Raw genomic sequence first — 1,282 nt, 5'->3', positions numbered from 1 at the left:
TGGGTGAAGCCATGGCCATGGTCAAAGCGCTTAACCGGATCACGCTATTAGGAATGCCGAACAGTATTCGCATCACGTAACAATCGACCCGTATGGGGCGCAGTCGTTACAAGTTCTGATTTATTCAACAAAGCCGATGCAGCCCGCTTTGGAGAGCGCATTAACGGAGTGAGGCCAAATAATCACGTTGGATTCATCGGTAAAACGACGGCCATGGGTATCTACCCAAAGATAAGGTTGGCGTGCAGCGGCCAGCATGTGGGAGTTTGGTGCGTAGTCCGGCAGGCCAGGGCGGTAAGCTTGCAGTACGCCCATGCCTTCATCTTTGGCGCCGGCTTTCCAGGCCATTTTGATCCCGTCGACATCTTTACCGACGTTACCCACCATAATGGTATCCGGGAAGGCGACGTATTTTTGCAGCATCTCTTTGTTGTTGGCATAACCGCAGGTGGCGACGATAACCGCTTTGGCATCGATCTGGATGGTGGTGCCTTGCTCGTCTTGCGCCGTCACGCCGGTGACTTTGCCGTCTTTCACGATCAGGTCTTTACCGGCGGTTTTCACCATTGTGGTGACATCCATGTTTTTAAACTGTTCATGGAAGGTTTTGATCAGGAAACGAGCATGGCCCGGTCCGTCAATAACGTGCCAGGTCAACATCCCGCCTGGCCCCCCCAAGACCGATGTATTCGAACTTTATACCCTTGGATTTCACCCATTCGATGGTATCGGCAGAACGGTTAACAAACGCGCGAACCACGAACGGGTTAGCCAGCCAGTTGCTGTATTCCATGATGGTTTTGAACGCCATGTCTGGGGTAACGATAATCCCCTGACGTTTTTGCATGGAACTGTTTGCGGCGAAGATGCCTTCCGCAAAATTTCCGGTTCAGCCGACAACACCTTGTTTTTCCAACAGAATAACTTTCGCGCCTTTTTCGGCTGCGCATATTCGCATCGTGATCGATCAGTGATTCGCATGACAATCGATCACGATTTCGCATGAAAGGTCGATCACTGATTCGCGTCGTATCGATCACTCCGGGACCTAACTCTTTTAACCTCCTCTCCATTCGCAGTTTCTACTGAAATGGAGATAACGATGGCCAGAAAGAGAAAAAGCAGGAGTCCCATGGAGACTTGTCTTCAGATCTTCAAACTCAAATTTGAGCGCAACCAGTCTAATCGCACCATCGCCGCCGCTCTCAGGGTCAGCCCTTCCACGGTGTATGAGGTACTCTCCCGTTTTACCGCCGCATCTCTGTCGTGGCCATTGCCTGAT

The 1,282-nt window shown here is 51.3% G+C and carries 2 pseudogenes; one reads left to right on the top strand and one right to left on the bottom strand.

Going from position 1 to position 1,282, the window contains the following annotated elements:
- Window positions 1-80: pseudogene (locus QZ506_RS04660) on the top strand (lipoprotein); the annotation flags it as partial.
- A gap of 61 nt (window positions 81-141) precedes the next feature.
- Here the strand turns inward: QZ506_RS04660 and QZ506_RS21475 are convergent.
- Window positions 142-946 (bottom strand): annotated as a pseudogene (locus tag QZ506_RS21475) (FAD-binding protein); the annotation flags it as partial.
- Window positions 947-1,282: the final 336 nt, after the last annotated feature.

Source organism: Candidatus Symbiopectobacterium sp., assembly GCF_020054415.1.
Classification (GTDB): domain Bacteria; phylum Pseudomonadota; class Gammaproteobacteria; order Enterobacterales; family Enterobacteriaceae; genus Symbiopectobacterium.
The sequence above is the reverse complement of the archived record's forward strand: the minus strand, read 5'-3'. Positions and strand labels throughout refer to the sequence as shown.